The 26,361-nt window shown below is 62.0% G+C and carries 23 protein-coding genes and 2 tRNA genes; 6 read left to right on the top strand and 19 right to left on the bottom strand.

Annotation, left to right across the window (positions count from 1 at the left end):
- Positions 1-48: 48 nt before the first annotated feature.
- The 6 genes from rplY to NKT35_RS10725 all read right to left on the bottom strand — a co-directional run bounded on the left by rplY (position 49) and on the right by NKT35_RS10725 (position 4,750).
- Positions 49-336: a 50S ribosomal protein L25 gene (gene rplY, locus NKT35_RS10750; protein WP_254301076.1), complete on the bottom strand. Its 288-nt coding sequence runs from the start codon at positions 334-336 to the stop codon at positions 49-51.
- A gap of 61 nt (positions 337-397) precedes the next feature.
- Positions 398-1,381 (bottom strand): ribose-phosphate pyrophosphokinase, encoded by a 984-nt coding sequence (locus NKT35_RS10745; RefSeq protein ID WP_254301075.1) that lies wholly within the window; start codon positions 1,379-1,381, stop codon positions 398-400.
- A gap of 89 nt (positions 1,382-1,470) precedes the next feature.
- A tRNA-Gln gene (locus NKT35_RS10740) sits at positions 1,471-1,545 on the bottom strand.
- Between the two features lie 6 nt (positions 1,546-1,551).
- On the bottom strand, positions 1,552-2,406 hold the full coding sequence (gene ispE / locus NKT35_RS10735; protein WP_254301074.1) for a 4-(cytidine 5'-diphospho)-2-C-methyl-D-erythritol kinase: 855 nt from the start codon (positions 2,404-2,406) through the stop codon (positions 1,552-1,554).
- 44 nt (positions 2,407-2,450) lie between these two features.
- Positions 2,451-2,993, bottom strand: coding sequence for a lipoprotein insertase outer membrane protein LolB (gene lolB / locus NKT35_RS10730; protein WP_254301073.1), 543 nt, complete (start codon positions 2,991-2,993; stop codon positions 2,451-2,453).
- On the bottom strand, positions 2,990-4,750 hold the full coding sequence (locus NKT35_RS10725) for a tetratricopeptide repeat protein (RefSeq protein WP_254301072.1): 1,761 nt from the start codon (positions 4,748-4,750) through the stop codon (positions 2,990-2,992). The genes lolB and NKT35_RS10725 overlap by 4 nt, the downstream gene beginning before the upstream one ends.
- A 93-nt stretch (positions 4,751-4,843) precedes the next feature.
- Between NKT35_RS10725 and mutM the strand changes: the two genes are divergently transcribed.
- A complete protein-coding gene (gene mutM, locus NKT35_RS10720) occupies positions 4,844-5,659 on the top strand; it encodes a bifunctional DNA-formamidopyrimidine glycosylase/DNA-(apurinic or apyrimidinic site) lyase (RefSeq protein WP_254301071.1) in 816 nt (271 codons plus the stop codon).
- A gap of 53 nt (positions 5,660-5,712) precedes the next feature.
- The gene (locus tag NKT35_RS10715) at positions 5,713-6,531 is read left to right on the top strand and encodes a lysophospholipid acyltransferase family protein (RefSeq protein ID WP_254301070.1); all 819 of its coding nucleotides are present in this window, start codon (positions 5,713-5,715) and stop codon (positions 6,529-6,531) included.
- 4 nt (positions 6,532-6,535) lie between these two features.
- Here NKT35_RS10715 and NKT35_RS10710 read toward each other — a convergent pair whose 3' ends face one another.
- The 4 genes from NKT35_RS10710 to NKT35_RS10695 all read right to left on the bottom strand — a co-directional run bounded on the left by NKT35_RS10710 (position 6,536) and on the right by NKT35_RS10695 (position 11,027).
- Positions 6,536-7,699: an SGNH/GDSL hydrolase family protein gene (locus NKT35_RS10710; RefSeq protein WP_254301069.1), complete on the bottom strand. Its 1,164-nt coding sequence runs from the start codon at positions 7,697-7,699 to the stop codon at positions 6,536-6,538.
- A complete protein-coding gene (locus tag NKT35_RS10705; RefSeq protein ID WP_254301068.1) occupies positions 7,696-8,688 on the bottom strand; it encodes an SGNH/GDSL hydrolase family protein in 993 nt (330 codons plus the stop codon). Before NKT35_RS10705 ends, NKT35_RS10710 begins: the two co-directional genes overlap by 4 nt.
- Positions 8,689-8,702: 14 nt before the next feature.
- Positions 8,703-10,106 (bottom strand): MBOAT family O-acyltransferase, encoded by a 1,404-nt coding sequence (locus tag NKT35_RS10700; RefSeq protein WP_254301067.1) that lies wholly within the window; start codon positions 10,104-10,106, stop codon positions 8,703-8,705.
- 87 nt (positions 10,107-10,193) lie between these two features.
- Entirely contained in the window at positions 10,194-11,027 is an 834-nt protein-coding gene (locus tag NKT35_RS10695; protein ID WP_254301066.1) for a symmetrical bis(5'-nucleosyl)-tetraphosphatase, read from the bottom strand.
- Between the two features lie 121 nt (positions 11,028-11,148).
- On the opposite strand from NKT35_RS10695, the gene NKT35_RS10690 reads away from it, so the two are divergent.
- Entirely contained in the window at positions 11,149-13,173 is a 2,025-nt protein-coding gene (locus tag NKT35_RS10690) for a UvrD-helicase domain-containing protein (RefSeq protein WP_254301065.1), read from the top strand.
- A 268-nt stretch (positions 13,174-13,441) separates the two neighbouring features.
- Here NKT35_RS10690 and NKT35_RS10685 read toward each other — a convergent pair whose 3' ends face one another.
- A complete protein-coding gene (locus NKT35_RS10685; RefSeq protein ID WP_254301064.1) occupies positions 13,442-14,167 on the bottom strand; it encodes a c-type cytochrome in 726 nt (241 codons plus the stop codon).
- Between the two features lie 156 nt (positions 14,168-14,323).
- Between NKT35_RS10685 and NKT35_RS10680 the strand changes: the two genes are divergently transcribed.
- The 3 genes from NKT35_RS10680 to NKT35_RS10670 all read left to right on the top strand — a co-directional run bounded on the left by NKT35_RS10680 (position 14,324) and on the right by NKT35_RS10670 (position 17,169).
- A tRNA-Arg gene (locus NKT35_RS10680) sits at positions 14,324-14,400 on the top strand.
- Positions 14,401-14,731: 331 nt separating this feature from the next.
- Complete coding sequence (locus NKT35_RS10675) at positions 14,732-15,979, top strand: ATP-grasp domain-containing protein (protein ID WP_254301063.1); 1,248 nt, start codon at positions 14,732-14,734, stop codon at positions 15,977-15,979.
- Positions 15,970-17,169 (top strand): MFS transporter, encoded by a 1,200-nt coding sequence (locus NKT35_RS10670; RefSeq protein ID WP_254301062.1) that lies wholly within the window; start codon positions 15,970-15,972, stop codon positions 17,167-17,169. Before NKT35_RS10675 ends, NKT35_RS10670 begins: the two co-directional genes overlap by 10 nt.
- Before the next feature lies 1 nt (position 17,170).
- Here the strand turns inward: NKT35_RS10670 and NKT35_RS10665 are convergent, their stop codons facing one another.
- The 8 genes from NKT35_RS10665 to pap form a co-directional block, all read right to left on the bottom strand.
- Complete coding sequence (locus NKT35_RS10665; protein WP_254301061.1) at positions 17,171-18,097, bottom strand: LysR family transcriptional regulator; 927 nt, start codon at positions 18,095-18,097, stop codon at positions 17,171-17,173.
- Positions 18,098-18,117: 20 nt separating this feature from the next.
- Positions 18,118-18,660 (bottom strand): NUDIX domain-containing protein, encoded by a 543-nt coding sequence (locus NKT35_RS10660; protein ID WP_254301060.1) that lies wholly within the window; start codon positions 18,658-18,660, stop codon positions 18,118-18,120.
- 47 nt (positions 18,661-18,707) lie between these two features.
- The gene (locus tag NKT35_RS10655) at positions 18,708-20,570 is read right to left on the bottom strand and encodes an ABC transporter ATP-binding protein (protein WP_254301059.1); all 1,863 of its coding nucleotides are present in this window, start codon (positions 20,568-20,570) and stop codon (positions 18,708-18,710) included.
- Positions 20,571-20,710: 140 nt separating this feature from the next.
- The gene (locus tag NKT35_RS10650; protein ID WP_254301058.1) at positions 20,711-20,920 is read right to left on the bottom strand and encodes a hypothetical protein; all 210 of its coding nucleotides are present in this window, start codon (positions 20,918-20,920) and stop codon (positions 20,711-20,713) included.
- A gap of 453 nt (positions 20,921-21,373) precedes the next feature.
- Positions 21,374-22,255, bottom strand: coding sequence for an NUDIX hydrolase (locus NKT35_RS10645; RefSeq protein ID WP_254301057.1), 882 nt, complete (start codon positions 22,253-22,255; stop codon positions 21,374-21,376).
- A gap of 98 nt (positions 22,256-22,353) precedes the next feature.
- Positions 22,354-24,054, bottom strand: a complete 1,701-nt coding sequence (gene recD / locus NKT35_RS10640) for an exodeoxyribonuclease V subunit alpha (protein WP_254301056.1) — start codon at positions 24,052-24,054, stop codon at positions 22,354-22,356.
- A 32-nt stretch (positions 24,055-24,086) separates the two neighbouring features.
- Positions 24,087-24,794 (bottom strand): transporter substrate-binding domain-containing protein, encoded by a 708-nt coding sequence (locus NKT35_RS10635; protein ID WP_254301055.1) that lies wholly within the window; start codon positions 24,792-24,794, stop codon positions 24,087-24,089.
- A 13-nt stretch (positions 24,795-24,807) separates the two neighbouring features.
- Positions 24,808-26,292 (bottom strand): polyphosphate:AMP phosphotransferase, encoded by a 1,485-nt coding sequence (gene pap / locus NKT35_RS10630; protein ID WP_254301054.1) that lies wholly within the window; start codon positions 26,290-26,292, stop codon positions 24,808-24,810.
- Positions 26,293-26,361: the final 69 nt, after the last annotated feature.

Here is a 26,361-nt window from a genome sequence, read left to right as displayed (position 1 = left end):
GCACAACGAGCTCTTCTCCGTCACCACGAATGGCGACGGCAGCAACAATTACACACGAGCGAAGTCGATGTGCATCACTTGCTGTTTGTACGGGTGCATCTGGAAGGCGGCAACCTTAACCTGTTCCTTCTGGCCGTCGATCACCAGATCCAGCACGGAGGTGTGGAAATCAGCGTGCTTGACGGAGTGGTACAGGGCGTTGTGGTCCAGTTCCAGGGAAACGGCTTCCTTGCCGGCGCCGTATACAACGGCCGGCACTTTGCCAGCGTGGCGCAGGCGGCGGCTCGCACCCGTACCCAGATCAGCACGCTTGGCAGCAATCAGTTCGTAAGACATGTCAAAACTCCAGTTTTCAGATTAAAAGCACCCGGCCCGCCGCGACCAGCAGGCCAGATGTTTACGGCAGGCAAGCGCCCGTCGCAACCAGTTCCTCATTGAAGAGGTAGGACACCGATTCTTCGTTGTTGATCCTGCGCAGCGTTTCAGCCAGCAGGCCGGCGATCGAGGCCACCCGGATGTTCGGGCAGGCCTTGGCCGCGGCGGTCAACGGGATGGTGTCGGTCACCACCACCATATCGATGTCGGAATTCTTGATGCGGTCCACAGCCTGTCCGGAGAAGATGGCGTGGGTCGCGTAAGCCAGCACGCGCTCGGCGCCGCGCTCCTTGAGCGCGCTGGCAGCCTTGCACAGCGTGTTGGCGGTATCGATCATGTCGTCGACGATCAGGCAGGTGCGGCCCGACACGTCGCCGATGATGTTCATCACTTCGGCCACATTGGCCTTCGGGCGACGCTTGTCGATGATCGCCAGATCGGTATTCAGGGCCTTGGCCACCGCGCGGGCGCGCACTACGCCGCCGACGTCCGGGCTGACCACGATCAGGTCGTCGAAGCGCTGCGCGCGGATGTCCTTCAGCAATACCGGGGTGGCGTAAACGTTGTCCACCGGGATGTCGAAGAAGCCTTGAATCTGGTCGGCATGCAAGTCCACGGTCAATACGCGGTCGATGCCGGCGCTGGTCAGCATATTGGCCACCAGCTTGGCCGAGATCGGCACGCGGGCCGAGCGCGGACGGCGGTCCTGGCGGGCATAGCCGAAGTACGGAATAGCCGCGGTGATCCGGCCGGCGGACGCGCGCTTGAGCGCATCGGCCATGGTCAGGATTTCCATCAGGTTATCGTTGGTGGGGGAACAGGTGGATTGCAGAATGAAAACGTCGCGGCCGCGAACGTTTTCCAGCAGTTCCACTGCCACCTCGCCGTCGCTGAACTTGCCGACATCGGCGCGTCCCAACGAGATATCCAAATGTTTGACTACGTTTTGAGCAAGTTCCGGGTTAGCCGTACCGGTAAATACCATCAAACTGTCGTATGCCGCCATGATTCGCATTGCCTTAGCTGGATAAAGAAAAAGCGTGTAAGGCATTCTTACACGCTTTTTTCATGCTCTCTCTTATTCGGAGAAAGTCCTGGCTGGGGAGGTAGGGATCGAACCTACGAATGCCGGAATCAAAATCCGGTGCCTTACCACTTGGCGACTCCCCAGTAACCTTATTCAGCGCTGTCGAACAAAGGATGGACATCAAGTCCTTTCGCTACGAAACCTTTATATTTTTCCGACAACGCTTGGTAAACTTTATCTGCTTCGTCTTTCGACTCACACTCCAGAAACACGCAGGATCCGGAGCCTGTCATCAGCGGCGAACCATATTTTTTCAGTTCGCTCAGCACTTCATTCACCGCTGGAAACTTTTCCAAAACAACCGCTTGCAGGTCATTTCGCCGCTGCTGCGTTGTTTCGAGGATTCGCATTATGCCGACGCGCCCCACCTCTGTCAACATGCTTTGCGAGAAATTTTTAAATATCGCCGCAGTCGGCACATGAACCTGTGGGTGAATTACCAAATACCAAGCCGGACGCAAGTCAATCGGCTCCAGCACCTCGCCCACGCCGGTCGCCAAGGCGTTACGCCCGAAGATGAACACCGGCACGTCCGCGCCCAGCCGCAAACCCAGCTGCTGCAGCCTCTCCCTCGGCCAAGCCAGCCCCCACAGACGATTCAAGGCAATCAGCATGGTAGCGGCGTCGGAGCTGCCACCGCCCAGTCCGCCGCCCATGGGCGTGCGCTTTTCCAGCCTGATGCTCACCCCTTGCCGGCAACCGCTTTCCTGCTGCAGCAGACGCGCCGCGCGCACCGTCAGATCCTGCTCCGGCGGCACGCCCTCAGTCGGCGTCAACAACGCTATCTCGCCGTCGTCGCGCACCGCCAGCTGCAGCTCATCGCCAAAATCGATGAAGCGAAACACCGTCTCCAGCAGATGATAACCATCCGGGCGCTTGCCGACCACATGCAGCAATAGATTGAGTTTGGCCGGCGCCGGAAAAGATTGGAAAGCTTGCGACATAATGATTCAAAAACGATTAAACATTGAAAATGTGAAACTGGCGTTTATTGCCAACTCTGCACCACCACTTTGACAATCAGCCCTTCGCGCTGCATTTCCACCCGTTTTGGATGCGCGCTTTGCTCGTCGGCATCGCGGATGAAGCGGATGCGCCAGCCCTGCTGCTCCAAGGTGCCATCGGCATCCATCCGGCTATCCATGCCTGGAGCGGGCAGGCCGCGTATCCACCAGGCCAGGTTGGACAAAGGCAGAGGCCAACCCAGCACTTGCTGGGTCAGGCCTTCCACATCGTCCGCCTCCCAGCGCTTGCCGTCCGCCAACAGCGCGACGCCGCCCGGATCGCGCAACACCTTGGCCACGGTATTGCCCAGCGGAGAATTGATCGCCACCTCGTCATGCGCCGGCGCGTGGCGCCAATCGAAATTGGCGACATGGCCCTTGCCATCCAGCGTAGCGGACAGACGGCCGCTGACATTGAATGGCGTGTCGACAGCGGAAGCGCTGGAAACCGGCGCGCGGAACGGCGCCTCGCTGGCGCAGCCCACCAGCAAGACGGCGGCGAAAATCAACGCGAGGAAACGACTCACAACTTGCCGCCCAAGCGCTTCACCGTCTCGGTAATCACTTCATGGCCGGGATGCGAAGACAGCTCTCTATCCCACAAGGCCTGCGCTTCCTGATACAGTCCCAGCTTCCACAGCACCTCGCCCAGATGGGCCGCGACCTCGGGGTCCGGCATCGCGTAATAGGCCTTTTCCAGATTCTTGCGCGCGGCCTCCAGCTTGCCCAGCTTGAACTGCACCCAGCCCATGCTGTCCAGAATCACCGGATTTTCCGGCTCGGCCTTCAGCGCCTTCTCGATAAAGCCCAAGGCCTCGCGATAACGCGTGGTGCGGTTAGCCAGCGTATAGCCTAAAGCGTTGAGTGCCTGGGTATCGTCCGGCTTGTCTTTCAGAATCTGGCGCAAGTCCCGTTCCGAATTGCCGACATTGCCCAGCATGTCCGAAACCAGCGAGCGCTCATACAGCAGCTCGCCCGACTTGGGCTGCGCCTTCAAGGCCTGAGTCAGCAGCTCATAAGCGCGCTGAGGCTTGCCGGCGTCCCGCGCCAATTGCGATTGCAACAGCGCCACCGAAGTCTTTTCCTGTTCGGAGGAGCCCAAGGAGCCCAGACGGTTCAGCGCGGCCTCCAGTTGGCCATCGCCGGCCTCCAGGATGGCCAGCCGGGACTGGGCCGGCAGATACTGCGCGCCCGGGCCGATCTGGCGATACCATTCCATCGCCTTCGCCGGCTCATGGCTTTCCTCGGCGATCTGGCCCAGGGTGTAACGGACGAAATCCTGTTCGGGATATTGCCGCTGCAAGGCCGCTTGCAGCCTTTGCTGAGCGGTTTTGACATCGCGCATCTGATAGGCCAGCAAGCCGGTCGCGTACAACAGGTCCGGACTGTCCGGCTGCTTGAGTAGCAAACTCTCGAAGGCGACCCGCGCCTCGGCGAAACGCTTGGCCGCCACCAGCAGGCGCGGATAAGCCGCCTGCAGCTCCATCCCGGCGTCGGGACGGCGCGCCAATTCATTTTTCAAGAAATCCACCGCCGCGGAAACATCGGCGCGGCGCAGACGGTCCACCTGCCAGGCAACCGGCAGGTCCCATTTCGGCGCGATTTGCGCCAGCTTGTCCAGCTCGCGCTGCACCGCGGCCTGGTCATTATTATCCGCCGCCGCGGCCAGCACGGCGAAACGCGCCTCCGGCAAATCCGGATAACGGGCGGCCAGTTCGCTGACGACTCGATAGGATTCAGGCGAACCGCCATTTTGCTTGGAGCTCAACCGAGCCAGTTGGACGAAGGCAGCCGGCGCCCGCGAAGGCTCGCGCTTGAGCAGGTCTTCCAGCAGGGGCTGGCTTTCTTGCAAATTGCCGCTGCGCATCAGGGCGACGAACAGCTGCTCCCTCGCCTGCAGCGAATCCGGATCCAGTTCGATCCAGAGCTTCAGCGATTCGATCGCAGGCTTCAACTGGCCGGACAGCAGGCAAAACTCCGCCGCGCGCTGAGCCAGCCGCGGATCCCGGGTCTGTTTGGCCAGATCGAGATAGGTCAGGCCTGCCGATCCGGCGCCGCCGCGCTGAGCGGCGATCTCGCCGGCCAACACGCCATAGAAGATTTCCGGCGTCAACGCCACTTTGGGCAGTTTGGCCTCGTCCGCCTTAGCCGCGACATCCTCTTCCGCCGCAGGTGCAGAGGCATTCTGAGCGGCGACAGGCGCCGCAGGCTTGGTCGTGGCGCATGCCGGCAACAGCAAAGCCAACAGCAAGGGGAGTGTGAGGTTCAGCGGTTTCAATCGCATATTAATTCGAGTGCCTGCTCAAAGCCTGTCGAAGGCGTAGAATAGCATGCCCGGATTATTTATTAACCCCATTTACCGAAGCGCCTGACCGCCATGCCAGAGTTGCCGGAAGTTGAAACCACCCGCCGCGGCGTCGAACCGCATCTTCAAAACCGCCGACTGCTCGGCGCCGTCGTTCGCCATGCGGGTCTGCGCTGGCCGGTTCCGCCGAATCTATCCGCGTTGCTGGACGGCGAGACCGTGTCGGCCGTGCGCCGCCGCGCCAAATACCTGCTGCTGGAATGCCAGCGCGGCACGCTATTGGTCCACTTGGGCATGTCGGGCAGCCTGCGGCTGATGCCGGCGGACGCCCCGGCGCAAAAGCATGATCATGTCGATTTGCTGCTGGATGACGGCCAGGTCTTGCGCTACCGCGATCCGCGGCGCTTCGGCGCCATATTGTGGCATGCCGGGCCGATCGAACTGCACCCGCTGATCAGCAGCCTGGGCCCCGAACCCTTGTCCGACGCCTTTGACGGCAAGGCCTTGCACGAGGCGCTACGGCGCAAAGGCATCGCCATCAAGCTGGCCATCATGGACAACCATATCGTGGTCGGCGTCGGCAATATCTACGCCAATGAATCGCTGTTCCACGCCGGCATCGCGCCCACCCGGCCGGCCAATGCCCTCAGCCGCGCCGATTGCGACCGGCTGGCTCAGGAAATCAAGACAGTCTTGCGGCGAGCCATCGAAGCCGGCGGCAGCACCCTGCGCGATTTTGTCGCCAGCGACGGCAAGCCCGGCTACTTCCAGCAAACCTATATGGTGTACGACCGCCAGGAAGAACCTTGCCGCCAATGCGGCACGCCGATCCGCCAGATTCGCCAGGGACAACGCAGCACATACTTTTGCCCCTTGTGCCAGCCGTGATAGAGTGGCGGACTGTCATTCCCCTGCCACGAACTTTTAAATTTCGCGCAATCTTGAAGTCAAACACTACCTCATTCGCGACGCGCTGCGGCCGCATCTTCCGCCTGCTCAGCCATCTGGCCGTGGGCATCTTCATCATCGCTACCCGCTATTCGCGCTTGGCGCAGGCGGAGCGCGCCGTGGTGACGCGCCGCTGGGCGCAGCAAGCCATGAGGATTCTCGGCGTCGAAATCAAGCTGGGCGGCGTCAATCCCGGCTTCTACCCGCCCAATACCCTGCTGGTGGCCAATCACGTCTCCTGGCTGGACATCATCGTGCTGAACAGCTGCACGGTGTCGCGCTTTGTCGCCAAACGCGAAATCCGCGGCTGGCCGGTTATTGGCTGGCTGGCGCATGTGGCCGGCACCCTGTTCATTGATCGCAGCAGCCGGCGCGACGCCAGCCGCGTCAACCAGATTCTGGCCGACGCGCTGAAAAGCGGCGGCTGCATGGCGGTGTTCCCCGAAGGCACCACCTCGGACGGCCAGGGCCTGCTGCCGTTCAAGGCCTCGTTGTTCGAAGCCGCGCTGCTGGCGGATGGCACGGTGCAGCCGGTTTCGCTGCGCTATCAGTTGCCGGATGGCACTTTGCTGCTGGAGGCCGCCTATATCGGCGAGATTTCACTGTTGCAAAGCCTGCGCAAAGTGCTGGCCGTGCCGCAAATGGAAGTGGTGCTTTGCTATGGCCGCCCGCTGAAGGCCGGCGCGGAAGGGCTGGAGAATCGCTTCCTGCTGTCGGAAGCCGCCCGCGGAGAAGTGGCGCGCGGCCTGGGTCTGAAACTGGAAGCGCCTACTCAGCCGACGCCAGCGCCGGCTGATGAAACGCGGGTCTGAACCTTCAGCGCGCCAGACGCTGCAGCAATCCCTGATACAAATCATCGCCCAGCCGGGTGTAGCCGGCCTGGGTGAAATGCACCAGATCGGGCCGCCCCAGCTGCCTGCGCTGCCATTGCGGCATGCTGCAGGGCCCGCCCATCGCCTGCTCCCAATCCCAATACAAGAGATGATTGTCGCGCGCCAGTTCGCGCTGCGCCTGCTGCACCGCGCTCAGCATGGCCGGACGGCCGGGACCGGCGCACTCGCGGCTGACCGCGCCCTTGCGCCGAGCCGAATCCGGCGCGCCCACCAGCAGTATCGCCGCCTGGGGCAATTGCGCTCGCACCAGCCTGATGGCGCCCTGCACGGTCGCGCGGTACTCATCCAGATCGAGCTTGGCGTCGAAAGCTTCGTTGGTGCCATACGCCAGCAGGACCAGATCCGCCTCGCGGGCGCCTAGCTGACGCCCCCATTCCTCACCCCAGCGACGCCACAAAGACTGCTCTGCGCCATTGCTGCCCACGCTGTCCAGCACAACGCCGGGAGCCAGCTTTTCCAGCTCGTAGCCGCCCACTTCCGGGGCGGGGAAGGTTTCCGCCCGTATCGAAAACGGCAGCCTCAGCTTCATTTCCACCGCTTGCCAGTTGCCGCTCGCCGACACTTGCGCCCGTCGAGCGCCATTGCCGTCATCCACCGTCAGCGCCTGGCCGTCCGCGCGCTGCCGCATCCATACGCGCACTCGCCACAATCCGGCCTCTTCCGCGCGCGGCGCCACGCGCAATTGCGCGCCGACGCGCTGCGCCACGCCGACAAAACCGCCCAGCGGATAGGCGGCATCGGCGTCGAAGCGGCTGTTGCGCAAAGTCCAGCCCTCGCTGCGGATATAGGCCAGGGCATTGCGCTGGCCCGAGACATTCAGCGGCGGCAGCCAGCCTATGCCGGCATCGCCGAAGCGCCCCTGCAACTGGGCCCTCAGCTCACCGCTCATATAATCGGCGGCGGTATGGGAATCGCCGAACTGCATGATGCGCACCGGCGGCTGGCTGCCATCCTGCAAGCTCAAGCGCGCGGCCAGCCTAGCCAGGTTCGGCTCGCCGAAATCCTGCACCGGCGCCGCCTGCGCCTGGGCGATCCAGGCCGCCGCCATCCAGCAGCCCGCGACGCGAGCCCAAATATTTCTCGTCATTCAAACCTCAATTCCGAAAGCACCCGCCGCGCCAGCAGCACCTGACCCTGTCGGGTGAAATGCACGCCATCCGCGGTACGCACCGCCACCTCGCCCTGCCCGGGCAAAGTCATGAATTTAGTAAAAGCATCATCCTGGCTGCCCAGCGTTTCGCGGGTGGAAAGGAAGCGCCCGCCGGCCGCCGTCACCTCTTCGCGATACAAGCCATTCAAATAATGGACGCCATCCTTGAGCTTATCGCGATTCATATTGGGCAAGCCCAGCCACAACACTTGCACCCTGCGCTTGCCGGCGCTGGCCAGAATGCTGCGGATGCGCTCGCGATAACGCTGCTCCCACTCCGGCGAGGCGAAACGGATGTAGCGATTGCCGCTGACCATGTCCCAGGTGTCGTTGGCGCCGATGAACACCACCAGCAATTGCACCTTGGGATTGGCCGCCAGCTGCCGCTCGATTGTCGCCGGCCAGTTGAAGAAGTCTGGATAGGTCAGTCCGGTGCTTTGCTTGCTCGCATCAATCGCCTTGATCTGATGCTGGCGATACAAGGGCGGCAGCAAATGCAGCGCCACGCCCTGCATCATCGAATCTCCCGCCAGCAGCACCGGCAGCCCCTCGCGTACCGGCAAGCGGCGATCCAACGCCGCAGCGGCAGGAGCGGAGGCCTGCGCGGCCGGCTTTGCCAACGCGATGGCCGCGCTCTCCCGCTTCGCGGGCTGCTCGCGCAGGCAGCAGGCGTTCAGGCTGTCTATCATGCGCCTATCCCACTGCCCCACCCTTTGCTGCAGCGCCTCGCTGCCCATGCGCAGCCCAACGCCCAAGGCCCCGCCCTCCCGCCAGGGCGGCAAAGCGTCCAAACCCTCCAGCAAGCTAGGCTGATGAAAAGTCTGCCGCCAGTACGAATTGATGGCGGCTTGCTCCACCCAGAACAGCAGCAGCATGCTGCCGAACAGAATGGCCAAAATGCGGCGATGCGAATACGGGGCTAGCATGGCGCGGGCTCTGCTCAAAATTGGTAGTAAATAAATGCGGGTATGCCGGATGGCGACACGGAAATCACCAGCAAGGCGCACAGGCTCAACAGCAAGGGCTTGCCCCACCACGGCAAAACGGCCAGGCGAACGAAGCTGCGTTCTTTCAAAACCGACAGCTTGGGCAGCGCCCATAGCCACAAGGCCAACAGAACCAGCAAGCCCGGCGCGTTCAAGGTCAGTTCCTGATTGGAAGACACAAACATCGCGCGCAGGAAATCCACGGCCTCATCCAGGGACTGCGCCCGGAAAAACACCCATGCCAGGCAAACATAATGGAAGGTCAGCAGACGCGCCAACCACGGGGACACGGAACTGACGGCATCGCGGCGCCAGAGTTTGTCGCCGACATTCAGGCCGACCACGCCCAAACCGTGCATCGCGCCCCATACCAGGTATTTCAGGCTGGCGCCGTGCCACAAACCCGACAACAGCATGGCGGCCAGCAGATTGATCTGCGCGCGCGCGAAGCCTTGGCGATTGCCGCCCAGCGGAATATAGACATAATCGCGAATCCAGCTGGACAGCGATATATGCCAGCGCCGCCAGAAATCCCTTAAATTCAGCGCCAGATACGGCGCATCGAAATTGCGCGGCAATTGAATGCCCAATAACAGCGCCAGGGCGGTCACCAAATCGGTGTAGCCGGAGAAGTCGAGATAAATCTGCAGGGCGTAAGCATAAAAAGCCGCCCAAACCTCCAGGATATTAAAGCTGTCCGGCGCGGCGAAAACCGGATCCACCCAGGCGCTCGCCAGCCAGCCCGCCAGCCAAAGCTTTTTCAACAAGGCCAGCACGATCAGCCCGAGGGCGCGATCAAGTTGTTTCACCATGCGCGGCGCGCGGCTGCGCAACTGCTCCAATAAATCCTGCGCGCGGCAAATGGGACCGGCGAGCAAAGTGGGGAAAAACGCCAGAAACAAGGCGAACTGCGGCAAAGTCGCCGGTTTGATCTCTTTGCGATAAACCGATACCAGATAACTGATGGACTGAAAGGTATAGAAGGAAATGCCGACCGGCATCAGAATATCCAGCGCCGGCAACATGGCCTGTACGCCCAAAGCATACAGCGCCGTCTGAGCGCTTTCTCGGAAGAAGTCGAAATACTTGAACAAGGCCAGATTGCCGACCGCCAAAACCAGAGCGGCTTGCAGCCAGCGCTTGGGACGCTCCGACGCCAGCATGCGGCGCGTCAGGCCATATTGGCAAAGCGTATAGAGGGCGAGAATCGCCGCGAACCGCCAATCCAGCTTGGCGTAAAACCCATAGCTTGCCAGCAACAGCAATAGATTTTGCAATCCTTGCACCCGGCGGGCGCCCCAATAAACGGCGAAAAACCCGATGAAGGCCAAGGCGAATTCAATGGACAGATAAGTCATGCTGACAAAAAAGGCAAGCTGGCGGAAGCCGCGATTATGACAAGTCCGCCACCTTTATTCCAGCACTCGTTTATTTTAATTTTATGCTTACTTGCCTGCCGCTACCGCTATTTCGCGATAAGCCTGGCAAGGCAGGGAAAACAATTGCTTGTCATCCAGCCGCAAGGCCGACAAACTGCCACCCCATAAGCAGCCGGAATCGATCGCCAGCACGTCTTCATCCAGATGCACGCCCAGCGCCGACCAATGGCCGCAAACAATAGGCGTGCCGCCATGGCGGCGGCTCGGCGCCTCGAACCAGGGAATCAAATTAGCCGGCGCGCCGTCCAGTTCGCCCTTGTAGCTCAAATCCACTTCGCCGTCTCGGGTGAGGAAACGCATCCGCGTCATCACATTGACGATCAAGCGCAGCCGATCCGCGCCTTTCAGATCATCGCTCCAGCGCGTAGGCTTGTTGCCGTATAAACGGCCTAGGAACTCGCGGTGGCGCGCGCCGGACAGGCCGAACTCCACTTCCTCCGCCAGACGCAGCGCCTTGGAAATGGTCCACTCCGGCAACAAGCCCGCATGGACCATCGCATAACCCTGGCCCTCCAGCATCAAGGGCTGGCAGCGCAGCCAATCCAACAGCACCTTGCCGTCGGCGGCGTTGAGAATATCGTCTATGGTGTCGTCGCGATGCAATTTGCCGAAGCCTTCCGACACCGCCAGCAAATGCAGATCGTGATTGCCCAACACCATTTCCACCTGGTTTTGATGCTGGAACACCCAACGCAACACCTCCAGCGATTGCGGGCCGCGATTGACCAGGTCGCCGGTCAGCCACAAGGTATCTTTTCCGGGATTGAAATCGATCAAACGCAACAACTGCTGGAAGGGCTCGAAGCAGCCCTGGATGTCGCCGATAGCGTAGATGGCCATTTTCTTTCCTTGTGATGCGGATCGGGCGTCGATTTCCATCCGCGTTTAAGCCATGATACCCCATGCTACAATGCACGGCCTTGATTACCGAATTGCTACGCCCGTCCCGGGCCTCACCGCCATGTCCGCTCCCCTGCTCAATCCGCCGCAACGCGCGGCCATCCATTATCTAGACGGCCCCTTGCTGGTGCTGGCGGGCGCCGGTTCGGGCAAGACCCGGGTGATCACCTACAAGATCGCGCATCTGGTGCGCGAAGGCGGCATTCCGGCGCGCCACATCGCCGCCATCACCTTCACCAACAAGGCCGCGCGCGAAATGCTGGAACGGGTGAGCAAGCTGATGACCCCGGCCGAGATCCGCGGCATCACCGTCTCCACCTTCCACTCGCTGGGCATGCACATCCTGCGGCAGGAAGCGCCGCACCTGGGCTACAAGACCCAGTTCTCCATCCTGGATTCCTACGATGCCGGCAAAATCATCGCCGACATCCTGAACACCACCTCCAAGGACGAGATCCGCAAGGTGCAGAGCCAGATCTCGCTGTGGAAAAACGATCTGAAAACCGCGGACGACATGATGCTGAGCGCGGTCGGCCAATGGGAAAGCGTCTGCGCCCGCACCTATCTCGCCTACCAGGACACCCTCAACGCCTACCAGGCCATGGACTTCGACGACCTGATCCGGCTGCCGGTGCAGCTGTTCCGCACCCACCCCGAGGTGCTGCTGAAATGGCAGGGCAAGCTGCGCTATCTGCTGCTGGACGAATACCAGGACACCAATACCTGCCAGTACCAGATGGTGAAGCTGCTGGCCGGCGTGCGCGGCCTGTTCACCGCGGTGGGCGACGACGACCAGTCCATCTACGCCTGGCGCGGCGCCAATATGGAAAACCTGCGCCTGCTGCAACAGGACTTCCCGGCGCTGAAAGTGATCAAGCTGGAGCAGAACTACCGCTCCACCGCCCGCATCCTGCGCGCCGCCAACAGCGTGATCTCCAACAACCCCAAGCTGTTCGAGAAACAGCTGTGGAGCGAGCTGGGTCTGGGCGAGCCCATCCATGTGGTGCAATGCAAGGATGAAGAGCACGAGGCCGAAATGGTGGTGCAACGGCTGCTGGCGCATAAATTCGAATACCGCACCGAGTTCAAGGACTACGCCATCCTGTACCGCGGCAACTACCAGGCCCGCATCTTCGAACAGGCGCTGCGCAATCAGCGCATCCCTTACCAGATGGCCGGCGGCCAAAGCTTCTTCGACAAGCCGGAAATCAAGGACCTGCTGTCCTATATGCGGCTGATCGCCAATCCGGACGACGACCCGGCTTTCATCCGCGCCCTCACCACGCCCAAGCGCGGTGTCGGCGCCGGCACGCTGGAAAAACTGGGCGCCTGGGCCGGCCAATACGGCAAGAGCCTGTTCGCCGCCGCCCACGACGCCGGCTTGCGCGTGCAGATTCAGGCCGCCCAGTTGGCGCCGCTGGAACAGTTCTGCGAATTCATCAACCAACTGCAATACCGCGCCACCCGCGAGCCGGCCGGCCAGCTGTCGCTGGAGCTATTGCAGGCGATAGGCTACGAAGCCTGGCTGTACGACAGCGAGGACAGCCCCAAGATCGCCGAAACCAAGTGGAAGAACATGCTGGACATGGTGGCCTGGCTGGCGAAAAAGGGCGAAGCCGACGGCAAGAACCTGATCGAGCTGACCCAGACCATCGCGCTGATCACCATGCTGGAAGGCCGCGACGAGGGCGAGGTGGACGCGGTGAAAATGTCCACGCTGCACGCCTCCAAAGGGCTGGAATACCCGCACGTGTTCTTGGTCGGCTGCGAAGAAGGCATCCTGCCGCACAGCGAATCGGTGGACAACGGCATGGTGGAAGAAGAACGCCGGCTGATGTATGTCGGCATCACCCGCGCCCAGCGCAGCCTGACGCTGAGTTATTGCGTCAAACGCCGGCGAGCCGGCGAATGGCAATTCATCGAACCCTCGCGCTTCATCAGCGAGATAGACGGAGAAGACCTGCGCCACTTCGGCAAACCCGGCGCGGAACCGCTGGTCAGCAAAAGCGAGGGAAAATCCCGGCTGGCCAATCTGACCGCCATGCTGGCCAGCAAGGACAAGTCTGGCGAAACGCCGCAGGGATGAGCAGGCAAGAAAAATGGCGCCGCAGGGCGCCATAAAGAAGAATGAGGAACATCTCTGGGTGAAGCGGGACTGGGGAACCCCGCCCGATCCGTCAGTGAACTGGCAGATCGATCAGATGCGCCTATCATGCCGTATATTGTAGACACTGCCACCTGTCCTTTTTATACAGTCATACTGGTTGACATAACGTAAGCGGCCCGGCCTTGACTGCAAGACAAAGCCCCGCCATGCGGCGGGGCTTTGTTGTGGACAGCCGTCCCAAAGAAGCTTACTTGGCGTTGTTCACCATGTATTCGATCGCCGCCCGGAACTCGGCATCGCTGCCGGTGTAGCCGCCCTTAGGCGGCATGGCGTTCAGGCCCTTGGTGGCGATCTTCACCACTTCGTCCATGCCCGGCTTCAGGCGGGCGGCCCAGGCGGCTTTGTCGCCGAACTTAGGCGCGCCGGCTACGCCAGCCGCATGGCAAGCCACGCACACGCTCTCATAGATTTTCTTGCCCACCACGGCTGGATCGGCCGCTGCCGTCGCGCCGCCGGCCCCGCCGACCGCCGGCTCGGTGAACTTGCCGCCGCCGGCATTGCCCATATAGGCCACCGCGCGCTTCACTTCGTCATCGGTCAGATCAGGCGAGCCGCCCTTGGCCGGCATCGCGTTGAAACCTTGCAGGGCATGGCTCACCAGCGTATCCCACCCCTTGGCTACGCGTGGACCCCAAGCGCCGGCATCGCCGAACTTCGGCGAGCCCGCCAGGCCAGTGCCGTGACAGGAAATGCAGATGCCCTTGTAAACTTGCTCGCCGGTGCGCATTCCCGGCGGCGCATCGCTGGCCTTGGATTCGCCCACCGGCTTCAGACGAGCGGCCACGGCCTCCTTGGTCATTACCTCGGCGTCCACATTGAAACCACTGGTGGCGAGCTTGGCCAGGAGCCAGATCGCTACGACCAGAAAGACAACGACGCTAACCAGAACCTTCACGATCTGGCTAGGAGCCATTCCGTTCTCATTACTCATCCCAAGCCTCGCCTGAAAATAATGACAATTAAAACCGGTAAATTATAAAGTATGCATCCATCCGAAGCAAAAAACCTTACTCTGGACTCGGAATAGATGTTTATAGTATGATTCGCAAACTTGATGACAAGTTGCAGTGCACCCGTAGCTCAGTTGGATAGAGTGTCAGTTTCCGAAGCTGAAGGTCACAGGTTCGATCCCTGTCGGGTGCACCAGTCAAATCAAAGGCTTGCAAGCGATACGCTGCGAGCCTTTTGTTTTTTCCAGCCCCGCCCTTCCTTGCCCCATCGCCCCGTCCCTGCTCGTTTTCTTCAGACCGTTTTCAAACCATCGGCATTTTGGCGCAATTTTTTTAAGCCATACTTTTGATATAGATCATCAATCGACAACTTTTTTGCAAAATTAAATGATGTTGTTCTGCAACACGTCGCTCATGGCCGAGCGCGCTTTTCCAGATCGTTGAAGCTGCATTACCTATTTCAGGATTCTAGTCCATCTCGCCGCTGCCTATGATGGCGCATCGCCACTCGTCGAACGCGCGCCATCATGGACATTCTGATATTGCACCGCATCCCCTATCACAAGATTCAATACCACCTCGGCATCGATCACGAGAAACACAATGTCACCTACGTCGGCACGCCATCGCAACTAGCCAACTTGCCAGAAGACCTGCGCGCGGCCCGGTTGGCGCGGCCAGGGCTTGCCGATGCCGCCAGCGAAACGCTCAGCCTGCTTGCCGAGCACGCCAAACGCTTCGACCGGGTGATTTCCCTTTCCGAATACGAGCTGATGGATGCCGCCCGGATTCGCCAAGCGCTGAACATTCCAGGCCCCAGCGAAAGCGAGGTCCTGGTGGTGAGGGACAAGCTGATCATGAAGCGACTCGTCGCGGCCGCGGGCATACGCGTGCCGGAGGCCATGCCGTTGTCCAGCCTGTTGGCACGCCGTCAAGCAAGCTGGGCGGGGCCGACTGTGCTCAAACCCGTGGATGGCGCGTCCAGCGAAGATGTCCAGATCTTCCCCTTCGTCCAGGCCATGCTTGCCGCGCTGCGGAATCGCCTCTCAGGCATACGCAAGCTGGATGAAGAGCAGGAAAGCCATGCTGACCGGTTCGAGGCCGAAGCCTTTATCGCTGGCCCCATCTTGCATCTGGATGGCCTGATCCGCGATGGCCGCATCGTCGCCTTGCTGGGCAGCCGCTATGTCGGCACCTGCTTGGGCTTCGCCCAGGGCGAACCGCTGGGATCGGCGCAATTCCTGCTATCGGATGCGCAAACGCAATGGGCGCAAACCGTTACGCAGGCGATAGGGCTGCGCTCCGGCGCGTTTCACCTGGAAGTCATCGATGACGGCGGCGAATGGGTCTTTCTGGAAATCGCCAACCGGGTCGGCGGCGCCGATGTGGTCGATACCTTCCAATTAACAACCGGCCTTCATCTGCCATCCGCCGAGCTTGCACTGGCATGCGGAGAGCCGCTCCCCGCTCCCGCCTCCCCCGCCCAGCCGGTTTTTCACGGCTGGTTCGTTTTCCCCGGCCATCGCCTGCCGGATGGGCCGTTTCAACTGACCGGCCACCAACCCTTTCTCGACTCTCCCTTATTGCTCCGCCATTCGCTGCTGGCGCCGGATGCGCCCAGACCCGGCCATCCCAGCTATCAGGCTTTTGAATCTCCATTTGCGGGCATCATCTCGGGGAGCAGCCACCAGGCGCTGCAAACCTGGCTGGAAAGTCTGTTCGCCAGCGTCCAGCTCTCTACGTCCGTTTCGCCGGAGGAGGCCGCATGCCGATGATCCGACTGCGGCTATTCCTGGCCGGCCGTTTCGCCTCCACCCTGGGCGACCAATTGCTGCTGTTCGCCATTCCCCTGATCGTATTCCGGACCACCGGCAGCGCCGCGATGTCCGGCCTGGCCTTTCTTTGCGAATGGTTGCCGCGCGTGCTGTCTTTGCCTGTGGCCGGCGCCCTGTCGGACAAGATGGGCGGACGGCGCGTTTATTTATTCGCCGACGGCATCCGCGCCGCGGCTTGCCTGCTGGCGGCCTTGACGCTAGCCGCATGGCCGGAACGGAGTTTTGCGCTATGCGCCATGCTGATGGCCGTCTGCGCCGCCTGCTATGCCCAAGCCTTCATCGCGCTGGAAAGCACGATTCCGCGGCTGGTCTCCCCCGAGCGCATGCCCAAAGCGCAAAGCCTGTTGCAGGCGATGGACTATTCCAGCAGTCTGCTCGGTCCGGCGCTGGCCGGTTCGCTGGCCTTGTGGCTGCCGATTTCGCGCCTGCCCATCATCGCGGCGCTGGCATTCGGCCTCAGCGCCCTCGCCGCCTTGGCCACGCCTGGAGCGGCCGCCAATGTTGCCTCGCCCGGAAAGCCATATCAGTTGCGGCAGGGATTCGGCCTATTGCGGACCGCCCGCCCCCTGCAAGCGCTGGTGGCCTTGTCCATGCTGGTGAATCTGATCATCGGCCTGGCGCTGTCCACCGGAGCGGCGCTGACGATAGGCGCGTTTGGCCAAGGCGACCAGACCTATGCCGGCCTGCAAACCGGCATGGGCGCGCTCTCCATCGCCAGCTTTTTGCTCATTCCCTGGCTATTGAAAAAAGCCAATGTCTACCAGCTAGGCATCGCCGCCTTTGCGCTGATTGTCTGCGGCGGCCTGCTGATGGGCGCCGCCCGCCAGTTCTGGCTGTTTGCGATGGGCTATGCCTTGAGCTTCGGCCTGTGCGGCTTGTTCAATGTATTCATCCGCACCGAACGCTTGCACTGGATTGAGCGCGATCAACTGGGCCGGGCGATCAGCGTGATCGTGCTGCTGAACCAACTGAGCCTGCCGCTGGCCGGACTGCTGGTCGCCGCGCTGGGCAACCGCATCGCGCCGCAAATGCTGTTCTACGCCGCCGCCTTGCTCGCCGGCGCGCTCGGCTTGCCGCTTAGCGCTTATTTGCGCCCCCGCGCCATCACCGCCCGGGCGACGCCGGCCTGACTCAGGGCCAGCGGTAGTTTCCGTACACCGGCGGCCCGCCCTGGCTCATCCGCGCCTGCAGAAAGCGCTGCAGCCGGACCAGCGCGGGCGGCAGCAAGCGACGCTCGGCGTAATAGAAATACAGGGGCCGGGGCGGCGGGGCGAAGGCGGTCAACAGGGGAATCAACCGTCCCGTTGCCAGATAAGGATGAGCCTGGACCGTGCCTATCATCACCAGCCCCGCTCCCAGCAAAGCGGCCTCGCACGCGGCGAAAGGATCGTTGACCACCAGGCGGCCATCAGTCTCCAGCCGGCTCAAGCCGCTGTCGGTTTGAAACTCCCAGGGCATCAGCCGGCCGCTGTTCTGGTTGATGACCCGGATGCAGTCATGCCGCTGCAAATCCGCCAGCGTCTCCGGCCTGCCGGCGCGGGCCAAGTAGGCCGGAGAGGCGAACACGACGCGCTGCAAAGGCAGCAGCGGCCGGGCGATGAAACTGCTGTCCGGCGACAGACGCTCGCCGATGGCGGCGTCGAAGCCATCGCGCACCAAATCCACGGCGCGGTCTTCGAAATGCAGCTCCAGTTTCAGCTCGGGATGATCGCGCGAAAACTCGTCCAAGGCCGGCAGGAAGACATTGCGGCCGATGCCGTTTGGCAGCGATAAGCGCAAGCGGCCATGCATCGCCTCATCCCGGCCCTTGACCTCTTCCTCCAATTGGCGGATGTCAGCCGCCAGCCGCGACATGCGCTGAAAATACACCTCTCCGGATGCCGTCAAAGCCAGCGCCCGGCTATTGCGATGCACCAGGCGCACGCCCAGTTCATCCTCCAGCTGTCTGACATGCTTGCTTACCGCAGCCGGCGTCACGCCCAGACGACGCGCCGCCTGGCTGAAGCTGCCGGCTTCCGCCGCCTGCAGAAAGGAAACCACGGCCTGAAAATTATTCACCCATCCCCCAGTCATCCTCCTTACGACAACAAGCCCCGCTGCATCGCCAACAGAATCGGCACCAGAGACAGGCTGTCCGGCATATCCCCGTTTGCGATCAAACGCAGCAGCTCCGCGCAATCGAACCATCGCACTTGCAGAACCTCGTTGCCGTCAATGTCCGGGCTCACCTGATCCAGCCCCTCGGCCAGAAAGATTTCAAACAACTGGGTGCTGCTGCCGAAAGTGGGATGATAGGCGATGAAAGGCCGGATGGAACGAGCGGCGTAACCGGTTTCCTCCCGCAGCTCGCGCTCTGCGGCGCCAGCAGGCGCTTCGCCAATCTCGACGCCGCCAGCCGGAATCGCCCACACTTCGCGGTCTATCAACAAACGATATTGCCGCACCAGCAGCACGCGATTGTTTTCTATCGCCAGCGCGCCCACCGCCGAGCGGTCATGGCGCGCGGAAAAATAATGGATCAGTTGCCCATCCGGCAAACGCACCTGTTGGTTCCAGACCTGGAAATACGGGTTGGCATGCTCCACCTTGGTATCCAGCACCGTCCAGCCGGCATCGCTCATCGTTGCGCTCCCGCAAAAAAAATCCCCGCCCAAAGGCGGGGACATCATCAACCCATCAGCGACAACTCGGCGCCTTCATCGCCGTCTTCCTCGCCAAGAAATCCGCCGCTCTGATGCGACCACAAGCGAGCATAGAGGCCGCCCTGCGACAACAATTGCTGATGCGAGCCCTCCTCCACGATCTGGCCGCGATCCAGCACGATCAAACGGTCCATCGCCGCGATGGTGGACAGCCGGTGGGCGATCGCCACCACGGTCTTGCCTTCCATCAGCCGGTACAGGCTGCTTTGAATCGCCGCTTCCACTTCGGAATCCAGCGCGCTGGTGGCCTCATCCAGCAGCAGAATGGGCGCGTCCTTCAGCATCACCCGGGCGATGGCGATGCGCTGGCGCTGGCCGCCGGACAGCTTGACGCCGCGCTCGCCGACATGGGCATCGTAGCCGGTGCGGCCTTTCGGATCGCTCAGCGTGCCGATGAAGTCATCCGCTTCGGCCTTGCGCGCCGCGGCGATCATGTCCTCGTCGCCGGCATCCGGCCGGCCGTACAGCAGGTTTTCGCGCACTGAGCGGTGCAGCAGCGAGGTATCTTGCGTCACCATCCCCACTTTGGCCCGCAAGCTGTCCTGCGTCACATCGGCGATATCCTGGCCATCGATCAGGATGCGGCCGCCGTCCAGGTCGTAGAAGCGCAGCAGCAGATTGACGATGGTGGACTTGCCGGCCCCGGAGCGGCCGACCAGGCCTATCTTCTCGCCCGGACGTATCGTCAGATCCAGGCCATCGATCACCGTCTTGGCGCCGCCATAGGAGAAATCGACATTCTCGAAACGGACCTCGCCGCGCGGCACTTCCAGCTTGGCCGCGGCCGGCTTGTCCACCACCGCCACCGAGCGCGACAAGGTGTTGATGCCGTCCTGCACCGTGCCGATATTCTCGAACAGGCTGGACATCTCCCACATGATCCAGTGCGAAATGCCGTTCAGCCGCAAAGCCATGGCGGCAGACGCGGCCACCGCGCCCACGCTGACCTCGCCGAGGCCCCACAGCCACAGCGCCGAGCCGGTGGTCATGCCTATCAGCAGCATGCTGCTGAAATGGTTGACGATTTCGAAACCGCTGACCAGCCGCATCTGGCGATAGGCGGTGCTCAGAAACTCCTGCATCGCGCCCTTGGCGAAGCGCGCCTCGCGCTGGCCGTGGGAAAACAGCTTCACCGTGGCGATATTGGTGTAGGCATCGGTGATGCGGCCGGTCATCAGGCTGCGCGCGTCGGCCTGGCGGCTGGCGGCCTTGCCCAGGCGCGGCACAAAGAACCACAAGGTGCCGATATAGAACACCAGCCAAGCCATGAAGGGCAGCAGCAGAAACAGGTCGAAATGGCCCAGCACCGCGATCATGGTGACGAAATAGATCACCACGAACACCAGGATGTCGGTGATGATCAGCACCGTGTCGCGCACTGCCAGCGCGGTCTGCATCACCTTGGCCGACACCCGGCCGGCGAATTCGTCCTGATAGAAGCTCAGGCTCTGGCCCAGCAGATGGCGGTGGAAATTCCAGCGCAAGCGCATGGGAAAGTTGGAAAACAGGCCCTGGTATTTGCTCATCGCCTGCAAGGCCACCAGGCCTATGCTGCCCAGCAGGATGACCGCCAACTCAAGCAGGTGGGCGCGCTCGTTCTGCCACAGCAGCGCGGCGGGTGTTTTGGATAGCCAATCCACCACCGAGCCCATCATCGAGAACAGCAAAGCCTCGAAGGCGCCGATGCCGGCGGTGAGCACGGTCATGCACAGGATCAATCCGCGCAGGCCATGCGTACAGTACCAAATGAAGGAAAAGAAGCCCTGGGGAGGTTGGGCGGGGGGCGCATCCGGATAGGGGGATACGCGGCTTTCGAACCAGCCGAACATAAAGATCGCTCCGTTCTCGGAAACAGGAACCGTTCCGATTGGGGTTTAAGTGGAGCAATGACGTTAGCTCATCTGGCATCGATCGGCAATGGTATTGTTGGAGCCAGGCGAAAGTGGCTCCTCCAGCGGCTCTGCCCAGCCTATGCCATTGGCTCCAATTTCATATACACCTCTTCCAGTTTCTCGCTCTTGCGCGTCTTGACGTCGACTTTGTGGACCTCGGCCCTTATCCGGCCCTTGTACACGTGCAACATCAGTTCAGCGGCCCAACGCGCTTGCTCCTGGGTGGGATGGAGCGGGCCGCTGTCATCGATCCCGAAATCGGGTGAAATCAGTTTCAAGCGGTACATTTTTATCTCTTGTTTACAGTTGAATCCGATTTGAGTTTTTATACTATTTGCATCACGGATAAACTGATTCTACATGAGATTTCCCACTGCTCTGCAATGACTTCCGCGCATGCCTCACAAATAGATCCATCAATGACAATCTATATAATTCAGTCCATAAGCATACAAATTCAACAATGCCCGCGAGCAAACAACAAAACCCGAATCACCCAGCCAAATCGTATATGCCATGCCGGTCGGCACAGGCCTCGCCCTCAGGCGGCCAGCGAAAAAAAAAAGCAACAGCGCCTGGATGTCCGCCACCTTCCAGGCCAAGTTGCGATAGCGAATGGCCCCTGCCGGCGTAAGTGGGATGAATAAATGGGATGCAAAGATAGAAAAAGAGAAAAGCCCGGTCTGGCCGGGCTTTGCGCAAGAACGATGGCGGCTTAGGCCGCCGCTCAAGAATGGGAACTACACCGAGGACACCAGCGGCCCCTGCTTGGCATAGCGAATGCGGGACAAGGCCGTGGACATCTCAGGATTGCGCGCGCCCCAATATTCCAGCCGGCACAAACAGTCCACGACCACCAAGGCAGCGTCTATCATGAAGCGCTCGTCCACCAGCAATTGCTCCACCTCGGCCAGGGGCAACAGCACATGCTCCGCCACTTCGCCATCCTGGCAACAGGGCCGCTGCTCCTGCCCTAGCCACAAATCGTAGCCATGCAGCCACTCGCGATGCAGGCCGCGCGCCACCGGCCGCTCTGCCAGCAACACGGAGACCGGTTTCAGCCCCTGCAAGGCGTCGCGGGAAATGCCGGCCTCTTCCCAGCCTTCGCGCTCCAATGCCAGATCCAGCGTTTCGCCCGCCGCCACGCCGCCGCCCACCAGATTGTCCATCCGGTTCGGGTCCACCGCCTTGTGCGGACTGCGGCGGCCCACCCACATCCGGACTTCGCCGCTCTCCAAGCGGCACAGGCCATTGACATGCACTGCCCGGCTGGTCAGGCCCAGCGGACGGAATGCCGCGCGCTCCAATTCGAAAAACGGCGTTCCGTCTGGACGGAACGCCGTGAAATTCTCATTGCGCCAGCCATTGAGCCAGCCGGCCTGCTGCCAGCGCCTAGCCGCCTGCGCCAAGGCATGGCTGATGCTGCGGTAGCTGCCGCTCAGGCGGCAGACCAGGCCTTGATAGGATTCCTCGAACAGGGCGGACTCATGCTGCAACAAGCGCTCTTTCCATTGGACATTGACCCAGCCCATGCGCTCACCGCCGAAAAACAACGGTGTGAATGGCCTAGCATCGTAACGGCTGATCTTGTCCAGATAGCTCAATACCGCATCCAACTGCATGACACCCCCTGATTTTTTTCGGGAAGGCTGCATATTAGGATGTCTGATGTCGCTTGACTATCCTTGCCCGCACAAGACGGAAAAGTGTTGCGCCGACCTCAGCGCAGACGATCCGCCAGCCCGGACAAACGCTGCGGCGCGCGCTGCATGCCTTCGCGCCACACCTCGTCCGCGCCGATCGCGGCGAAGCGTTGCCGGGCTCGCGTAATCGCCGTATAGAGCAGCGCCCGATTCAGGCTGGCGCCGGCCTGTTGCGGCAGCAGCAGCCATACCTCCTCGTACTCCGAGCCCTGGCTTTTGTGAACCGTCATCGCAAAAACGGTATCGTGCGCGGGCAGGCGTCCAGGCGCGAACTCGCGCCAGCCGCCATCAGACGATGGGAACAACACCCGCAGGCCATCGCGCCGCATCAGCGTGAAGCCGATATCGCCATTGAACAAGCCCAGTCCATAATCGTTTTCTGAAATCATCACCGGCCGCCCCGGATACCAATCCCGCCCCGGCTGCTTGATGCCCCGCTCTTCCAGCACCGCTTCGAAGCGCTGGTTGCAATCGGCCACCTGGCGTCTTTCCGCCGCCAGCAGCATGAAGGCCGAGAAGGCGCGCTGCACCTCGTCCGGCGACGCGCCGGACTCCACCGCCTGCAGATAGCCGCGCCGCCGGCCGACCAGTTCGGCGTCGGACCAGGCGGCCGACATGGCCACATCGGCATAGCCTTCCGCGCGCAATATCGCAAGGGCCGGCTCGACCTCGCCGGCGTTGACGAAGCGGGCCAGCGCGCCGATGCCGGAATCGGCGCCGAAGCGGTGGCTGCGGGTGAGCAGGGCGACGCAATCGACCAGACCGCCGCCCATCGCCTCTTCCGCTTCGTCCAGATCGACCGGGAAACCGCACACTCGCGACAGCCATTGCAACGTCACTTCGCGGTAGGCGATGCGCTGGCACAGCTCGCCCAACACCGCGCCGGCCTCCACCGAGGCCAGCTGGTCGCGGTCGCCCAACAGAATCAACCGCGCCTGCGAAGGCAGCGCTTCCACCGTCCGCGCCATCAGCGATAAGTCGATCATCGAAGCCTCGTCCACCACCAGCACGTCCAGCGGCAAGGGATTGCCGGCGTGGTGGCGCGGCGCCTCAGCCCCCGGCCGCAAGCCCAATAGCCGATGCAGGGTTTCCGCCTGCCCCGGCAATTGGCGCCGGACCGATTCCTCCACGTCCAGCCGGTCGCGCGCGGCGCGCACCGACTCCGACAGCCGCGCCGCCGCCTTGCCGGTCGGCGCCGCCATCGCCATCACCAAGGGGCGCGGCGACAGCGCCGCCAGCAAAGCCAGCAAGCGCACCACGGTGGTGGTTTTGCCGGTGCCGGGGCCTCCGGATATCACCATCAGCCGCTGCCGCGCCGCCAGCGCGGCCGCCATTTTCTGGCGATCCGCTTCGCCATCGCCGGGAAACAGCCTGTCCAGCAAGTCCGCCAGCGCGGCCTCATCCGCCATTGGCACCGGCCGCGCCAGATTCAGCAAGCCCTTAGACAGGCAATCCTCGTCATGCCAGTGCCGGGCGAAGTAAAGCCTGCCGGCCTCGTCCAGAATCAAAGGCGCGTACTCGCCAGGCCGGCCCACCAGACGGCAGGCGCGCAGGGCCGACAGCTCCGCGCGATGCGCCAAGGGCAGGCAGACATGCCCGGCCTGGTTGGCCGCGCTCAATTCGGCGATCAAGGCCAGCGCGGCCGGATCCGCATCGGGATCCAGCCTATGGAACAGCTTGCTCAATTGATCAGGCAGCAGCGGGGTATCGGTATTCATCCATTCGACCTGTATCCGGACCAGGGCCCGGTTTAACGCGCATCGGTAAACAAAGATTTGAATTTGCCCTGGATCGACAAATTCTGGATGGCTTGATTGAGCCGCGGCACCAAGTCTCGATGCTGCGGATGCACGCGCAGCATCACCGGCAAACTGGCCACCATGGCGCCAGGCTGGCAACGCCCGCCCATGGCGGGGCGCGCCCAGTAGCCGGCCCGGCTTTGCTCCAGCACCACGGCCTGAATCCGTCCCTGCCGCAATCGATCGAGCAATTCCTCTTCATTGCCGGCGACATCCGCGGTCAAGCGCTGCGACTGGAACACCGGCTCCAGCTGCGGCAGCCGTTGCGCCGCCAGCAGGCCGATGCGCTTGCCCTTGAGATCGGCCCAGCCCGCCACCCGCGGTTTGCCGCCCGGCGGCAGGCAGAGCTGGTAGGACACTTCGCCTATCGTCTGGGTATAAAAGCCGGACACCGGCGACAACGCGCGCCAGGAGGGGTTGACGCCCACCTCCACATCCAGCCGCCCGACCACGAACAGCTGCTCCAGCCTTTGGCTGGGATAGTAATCCAACTGGAAGCGGATGCCGCTTTGCCGGGTGATCATGGCCAGGGCCTCGCGGTAGCGCTGGGTCAAACTGGCGTCGGCCGACTGGCTGAGCGGCTCGCTGCTGTCCAGCGCCACGCCCGCGCGCAGCGTCTCCTGCGCCAGCGCGGGCCGGCACAGCAGCAACAGCAGCACTCCCCTCCATGCTCTATTCACTCAACCTTGCCTCCAATGCGTCGCAAACCGTGGTCAAAATCTTGATGCGGGCGAAATACTTGTTATTGGCCTCAACCAGCGTCCACGGCACCTTGCTGGTGCTGGTTCTGTCCACCATATCGCTGACCGCCTGGCGGTACAGATCCCATTTGTCGCGGTTGCGCCAGTCTTCGTCGGTGATCTTGAAGCGTTTGAAGCCGGTGTCCTCGCGCCCCTTGAAACGCTCCAGCTGTTCTTCCTTGCTGATCGTCAGCCAGAACTTCAGCACGATGGCGCCGTTCTCGCTCAACTGGTGCTCGAAGTCGTTGATCTCGTAATAGGCGCGCATCCAGTCCGCCTCTTCGGCGAAACCCTCCACCCGCTCCACCAGCACGCGGCCATACCAGCTGCGGTCGAAAATGGTGATGCCGCCCTTGCCCGGCACATTGCGCCAGAAGCGCCATAGCCACGGCTTGGCCTTTTCCTCCTGCGTCGGCGCCGCCACCGGCACCACGCGGTAACGCCGCGCATCCAGGGCCTGGGTGATGCGGCGTATGCTGCCGCCCTTGCCGGCCGCGTCATTGCCCTCAAACACCAGCACCAGCGAATGGCCGCCGAAGCGCGGATCGCGCGTCAGCTTGCTCAGCCGGCCCTGCAGCTGGTCCAGCTTCTTCTGGTAGCCGGCCTTGTCCAGCTTCTGATCCAGCTGCAGCGCGTCCAGCACCAGCTTGTTGTCTATCGGCGCCAGCAGCGGCGGGGCCTCCACCCGGTCGGTCGTCAGCATGGGCTGGCCCAGCCGGTTGCGGATCGCCTCCAGAATGGTGTTGGCCACCGTCAGGCTGCGGTAATTGGCGTCCTCGCCGTCGATCACGATCCACGGCGCGTGCGCGGTATTGGTCAGCCGCAGCATGTGTTCGCCGTATTTGCGGATCTTGTCGTAACGCTCGTAATGCTCCCAGTCGGTCTTGGTGACGCGCCAGCTGGTGGCCGGATCCTGCTCCAGCAGCTTAAGCCGCTGCTTCTGCTTGTCCTTGCTCAGATGGAACCAGAACTTCAGCACCACCGCGCCGTCCAGCGTCAGCATCCGCTCGAAGCGCAGAATGTCGAAAATCTGCTTGTCGAAGGCGTCGCGGTCGCTGCGGCTGAACACCCGCTCGAACAAGGTGTCGGAATAGTAGGAGCCAAAGAACATGCCGATGCGCCCCTTGGCCGGCAGCTCGCGCCAGTAGCGCCACATCCACGGCCGCGCGCGCGCCTCGTCGTTGGGCTTGTCGAAAGCGACGGTGTCGATCAGGCGCGGGTCCAGCCATTCGTTGATCAGATTCATCGTTTCGCCGCGGCCGGCGCCGTCGAAGCCGTGAATCAGGATCAGCACCGGAAAATCGGCTTTTTCCTTCAAGTCATACTGCGTGTCCAGCAAAGCCTCGCGCAGCGCGGGCATCATTTTGCGAAAGGTTTCTTTATCTATGCTGTGGCCGATTTCGGCGGATTCAAACATGTCTCACATCCTTATCCACTTCTTAGCTTAGTTGCCAACCCCGGCAGCCATCACTGCGTAAAACTACCG

Source organism: Chromobacterium sp. IIBBL 290-4, assembly GCF_024207115.1.
Classification (GTDB): domain Bacteria; phylum Pseudomonadota; class Gammaproteobacteria; order Burkholderiales; family Chromobacteriaceae; genus Chromobacterium.
The sequence above is the reverse complement of the archived record's forward strand: the minus strand, read 5'-3'. Positions and strand labels throughout refer to the sequence as shown.

Bases quoted from the DNA above. Each gene is read 5' to 3' on its own strand.
- ispE (WP_254301074.1), bottom strand. From the start codon at position 2,406: ATGTCGCAAGCTTTCCAATCTTTTCCGGCGCCGGCCAAACTCAATCTA.
- recD (WP_254301056.1), bottom strand. From the start codon at position 24,054: ATGAATACCGATACCCCGCTGCTGCCTGATCAATTGAGCAAGCTGTTC.
- NKT35_RS10660 (WP_254301060.1), bottom strand. From the start codon at position 18,660: ATGAGCGATGCCGGCTGGACGGTGCTGGATACCAAGGTGGAGCATGCC.
- NKT35_RS10655 (WP_254301059.1), bottom strand. From the start codon at position 20,570: ATGTTCGGCTGGTTCGAAAGCCGCGTATCCCCCTATCCGGATGCGCCC.
- pap (WP_254301054.1), bottom strand. From the start codon at position 26,292: ATGTTTGAATCCGCCGAAATCGGCCACAGCATAGATAAAGAAACCTTT.
- NKT35_RS10690 (WP_254301065.1), top strand. From the start codon at position 11,149: ATGTCCGCTCCCCTGCTCAATCCGCCGCAACGCGCGGCCATCCATTAT.
- NKT35_RS10745 (WP_254301075.1), bottom strand. From the start codon at position 1,381: ATGGCGGCATACGACAGTTTGATGGTATTTACCGGTACGGCTAACCCG.
- NKT35_RS10645 (WP_254301057.1), bottom strand. From the start codon at position 22,255: ATGCAGTTGGATGCGGTATTGAGCTATCTGGACAAGATCAGCCGTTAC.
- rplY (WP_254301076.1), bottom strand. From the start codon at position 336: ATGTCTTACGAACTGATTGCTGCCAAGCGTGCTGATCTGGGTACGGGT.
- NKT35_RS10725 (WP_254301072.1), bottom strand. From the start codon at position 4,750: ATGCGATTGAAACCGCTGAACCTCACACTCCCCTTGCTGTTGGCTTTG.
- NKT35_RS10705 (WP_254301068.1), bottom strand. From the start codon at position 8,688: ATGCTAGCCCCGTATTCGCATCGCCGCATTTTGGCCATTCTGTTCGGC.
- NKT35_RS10675 (WP_254301063.1), top strand. From the start codon at position 14,732: ATGGACATTCTGATATTGCACCGCATCCCCTATCACAAGATTCAATAC.
- NKT35_RS10710 (WP_254301069.1), bottom strand. From the start codon at position 7,699: ATGACGAGAAATATTTGGGCTCGCGTCGCGGGCTGCTGGATGGCGGCG.
- NKT35_RS10695 (WP_254301066.1), bottom strand. From the start codon at position 11,027: ATGGCCATCTACGCTATCGGCGACATCCAGGGCTGCTTCGAGCCCTTC.
- mutM (WP_254301071.1), top strand. From the start codon at position 4,844: ATGCCAGAGTTGCCGGAAGTTGAAACCACCCGCCGCGGCGTCGAACCG.
- NKT35_RS10685 (WP_254301064.1), bottom strand. From the start codon at position 14,167: ATGGCTCCTAGCCAGATCGTGAAGGTTCTGGTTAGCGTCGTTGTCTTT.
- NKT35_RS10670 (WP_254301062.1), top strand. From the start codon at position 15,970: ATGCCGATGATCCGACTGCGGCTATTCCTGGCCGGCCGTTTCGCCTCC.
- NKT35_RS10650 (WP_254301058.1), bottom strand. From the start codon at position 20,920: ATGTACCGCTTGAAACTGATTTCACCCGATTTCGGGATCGATGACAGC.
- NKT35_RS10700 (WP_254301067.1), bottom strand. From the start codon at position 10,106: ATGACTTATCTGTCCATTGAATTCGCCTTGGCCTTCATCGGGTTTTTC.